At 61.1% G+C, this 3,615-nt stretch carries 3 protein-coding genes; 1 reads left to right on the forward strand and 2 read right to left on the reverse strand.

Annotated elements, in window-relative coordinates; translation table 11 throughout:
* Window positions 1–134: 134 nt before the first annotated feature.
* Together ACYVDE_RS17350 and ACYVDE_RS17355 are read right to left on the reverse strand one after the other, a co-directional pair.
* A complete protein-coding gene (locus tag ACYVDE_RS17350; RefSeq protein WP_460502806.1) occupies window positions 135–533 on the reverse strand; it encodes a group III truncated hemoglobin in 399 nt (132 codons plus the stop codon).
* A gap of 67 nt (window positions 534–600) precedes the next feature.
* Window positions 601–1,530, reverse strand: a complete 930-nt coding sequence (locus ACYVDE_RS17355) for a DMT family transporter (RefSeq protein ID WP_460502807.1) — start codon at window positions 1,528–1,530, stop codon at window positions 601–603.
* A 540-nt stretch (window positions 1,531–2,070) separates the two neighbouring features.
* Here ACYVDE_RS17355 and ACYVDE_RS17360 point away from each other — a divergent pair.
* Window positions 2,071–3,276, forward strand: coding sequence for an outer membrane beta-barrel protein (locus tag ACYVDE_RS17360; RefSeq protein ID WP_460502808.1), 1,206 nt, complete (start codon window positions 2,071–2,073; stop codon window positions 3,274–3,276).
* The last annotated feature ends 339 nt before the right edge of the window (window positions 3,277–3,615 follow it).

Here is a 3,615-nt window from a genome sequence, read left to right on the forward strand (position 1 = left end):
CGCGCAGCCCGACCACCGGGGCCGGTAATTCGGCTTCTTCAGCCAAAAAGCAAAACGCCCCCGGGCGGCTCGTCGTGTGACGGCCAGCCCGGGGGCGTTGCTATTGGGTGGATTGCAGGCGGGGAAAGCGGGAATTAATCGACGGGCAGGGGGTGGTAGTGGGGCATGCCTTCGGCCAGCGCGGCGGCCACCTGTCGGGCCACCGATTTGGCGCGGCCGGCGCAACGGCCGGCAAACTGTTCTTCCACGGCGGCATCGAACAGCTGCACCCAGCGGTTTTGGTGCGAGGTGGAGCGGGGCAGCGCCAGGTGCGCGGGCACCGGGCGGGGCGCGGAATTGGGCCGGGCCGAGAGCAGCTCCGACGACCAGAACTCGTAGAAGCTGATGAGGTGGCGGGGCCAGTACACGTGCGCGGCGGCTTGGAAGGCCGGAGCCAGCAACTCGTCGTGGTTGGCTTTGTGGTAGAAGGCATCTACCAGCGCCTGCACATCGCGCGCAGATTGGATATCGGGTAACGTAGTTTGGTTTGACATAGCGGGCTGGTGGGAGTAAAAGCCTAAGGTACGCCCATACGTAACACCCGAGCAAACGGTTGCACTATTATTTTGGTGCAATTTTTTTACCACCCAGTACCACTAGGCCCACGGCCAGCACAATAAGAGCTGCGCCGCCCAGCATCTGAGGGTTAAGCACTTCACCGGCGAAGGCCCAGCCCAGCAGCACGGCCACCACCGGGTTCACGAAAGCATAGGTGCCGGCCAGGGCGGGCTCGACGGCCCGCAGCAGCCAGATGTAGGCCGAAAACGCCACGATGGACCCGAACGTAACCAGATAGGCAAACGCCCACCACGACTTAGTAGTGACCTGCGCCAGCGTGAAGCCGTCGGCCTCTCCGCGCACCAAGCCCACCAGCAGCATGGCCGCGCCGCCGCACAGCATCTGCATGCCGCCCGAGGTGAAGGGCGACTGCGCCGGCTGGTGGTTTTTGGCGTAGAGCGAGCCAATGGACCACACCAGCGAGGCCAGCAGCACCACCCCGATGCCCAGGCCCAGGTGGCCCGGCACTTTCACGGCCGTGGCCGTGGGGTGCGCCGCCAGCAGGTACATGCCCGCCATGCCCGCGCCCAACCCGAGCGACACCCACTTGGTGGGCCGCGGCGAAATGCCGCTCAGCCATCCCAGCACCGCCAGAAACATGGGCACCGTGGCCACCAGCAGCGCCGTGATGCCGCTGGGCAGGTACATCACGCCCAGCGTGGTGCCGCCATTGCCGAAGCCCAGCAAACACACGCCGATAAACGCCGCGTAGGCCCAGCCGCGCGGGGTGGGGGCGGGCTCGCCCCGCCAGCGCATGAAGCCATAGAGCAGCCCGCCGGCCAGCCCATAGCGCGTGCCGGCCATGAGTAGCGGTGGCATGCTGGCCACGGCAAACTTCATCACCAGATAAGTGGAGCCCCAGATGAGGTAAACGAGCGCAAAAGCGGTGAGCAGCGTGGCCCGCGAAGGCGCGGCCGGACGAGAATCGGGCATGGAGACGAAAGCGAAAACAGGCGCAGCGGAGGCAGCTGCATAAATCCAGGGTGGTAGACAACCGAAAAACTTCGGCTCATTCTACGGTTACGCAAAGATGCCGCCGCATCGGGGCCCGTCTGTGCTACTCACCGCTGCCGCGCACCACGAAAACCGGCATTACACGGCCTGTTGCGGGTTTTTAGTGAATAGTTGTGAGAGGGTTTAAAGCATAGGTGCCAACGTTTGCGCGTTCACTTTCAAGTACATATGTCGTGTTGGTAACATAATGATAACACAGGAAATGCGCGGATTTAAAAATCGCGACAACTAGATTTGAAAAAATCACAAAAAATATGATAAGCGGTTGAAATGCCAGGGGGTATATCTGATAATTAGCTATCGATTGTTGGAAAATGCCCTGTGATGAGAGGGGGTGTTGTGGTTTTGAGGTAGTATTTTATGTAATAGGCATCTAAAAATACAGGTGAGTTTGAGGTAAAAAAGCTTCGAAGTTTTGCCGGGTAGCAGGTCTGATTTGTCAACTTTTTTTCTGTGCTCATGAAGAAAACATTACTCTCGCTGTTGCTAATCTTTTCGGGCTCGCTGGCCTTTGCCCAGACTGATTCGACCGATACCGGCAAGCTTTCCATTTCGGGCTACCTCGATTCTTATTACCTCACGGCGTTCAACCGGCCCAAGTCGGGCAACCTGCTAGGGGTAGACCAATTGGCCGGGCGGGCCTTCGACCGGCTTACTGACCAGTTTGCGCTGGGCCTGGTGCAGGTGAAGGTGGGCTACGCCAGCTGTAAAACTGACATGGTGGTCGACCTCACCTTTGGGCCCAACGCCGAGCTGGGCAACTTCGGCAACACGGCCGGGGTGTTGAATGGCTACCGGCCGCAGTCGCCCTACGGGGCGGCGCTGTATGGCACGTCGGCGGCCATTAAGCAGGCCTATTTCACGTACCGGGCCACGCCAAAGCTCAGCTTCACGGTGGGGCAGTTCGGCACGCACATCGGCTACGAGGTGATTGATGCGCCGCTGAACTACCACTACTCGCTGTCGAACCTGTTTAACAACGGACCTTTTTACCACGTCGGCCTCAAAACCAACTACGCCTTCAACGACCGCACTTCGCTGATGCTGGGCGTAGTGAACAACTGGGACAACCTCACCGACGACAACAAGCAGAAGTCGCTGGTCGGGCAGTTTGTGTGCAAGCCCCTGCCCACTTGGACGGTGTACCTGAACTGGATTGGCGGCTACGGCGACGACACCTACCTGAACTCGCTGGTGAGCAGCGGCGCGCTGCCCAACGGCTGCGGCAACTACACCCGCCAGCTTTTCGACCTGACGACCAACTACCAAGTGACGCCCAAGTTCTACCTGGGCCTGAATGCCGCCTACGGCCGCTACAGCTTCAACACCGAGTCGAGTGCCGAAACGAACTTTTGCTCGGAAAAATACGGCAGCACCACGCCCGACTGGGGCGGGGTGGCCCTCTACACCAACTATGCCTTTTGCGACGTAGTAGGGCTGGGCCTGCGCTACGAGTATTTTGAAGACCAGCACGCCGTGCGCTACCTGCAAACCCGCAACCAGTCCGTGACGCTCACGGCTCCCGTGACGCTGGGGGCCGGCAAGCTGCTGCTGAAACCCGAGCTGCGCTACGACCTGGCTTCCAGCGCTTATTATGAGAATGCCCTAGGCCAGGGCGAGCGTAGCCAGACCACACTGGGCGTGGCGTTTATCTACAAGTATTGAGTGGGAGCGGGGCCGCCGTGCCAGGCGCCGCTGGGGTATTGCGCGCACCTCGTTGCAGCGGTGTGCGCCGCGGGTCCCGGCCGGATACTTCGGCTGCACCCGGCACGGCGGCCACTCTCGACGCGGCTTAATGGCTGCGCTATCTGTGCTTTTCTCACCTTTTTCTGCTGGGATTCATGTATTCGTTCGCTGCCTTGTGCCTGCTTGCCTGCCTGCTGCTGGCCGCCCCTGGGGCCAGCGCCCAAACGCTGCCGCTCGACGAGGCGGGGCGAGTGAGCTTCGTGGAAGTGGTGCGGGCCGATTCGCTGTCGGCCGGGCTGCTCTACGGCCACGCCCGGG

Source organism: Hymenobacter agri (assembly GCF_054778495.1).

Bases quoted from the DNA above. Each gene is read 5' to 3' on its own strand.
- ACYVDE_RS17360 (WP_460502808.1), top strand. From the start codon at position 2,071: ATGAAGAAAACATTACTCTCGCTGTTGCTAATCTTTTCGGGCTCGCTG.
- ACYVDE_RS17355 (WP_460502807.1), bottom strand. From the start codon at position 1,530: ATGCCCGATTCTCGTCCGGCCGCGCCTTCGCGGGCCACGCTGCTCACC.
- ACYVDE_RS17350 (WP_460502806.1), bottom strand. From the start codon at position 533: ATGTCAAACCAAACTACGTTACCCGATATCCAATCTGCGCGCGATGTG.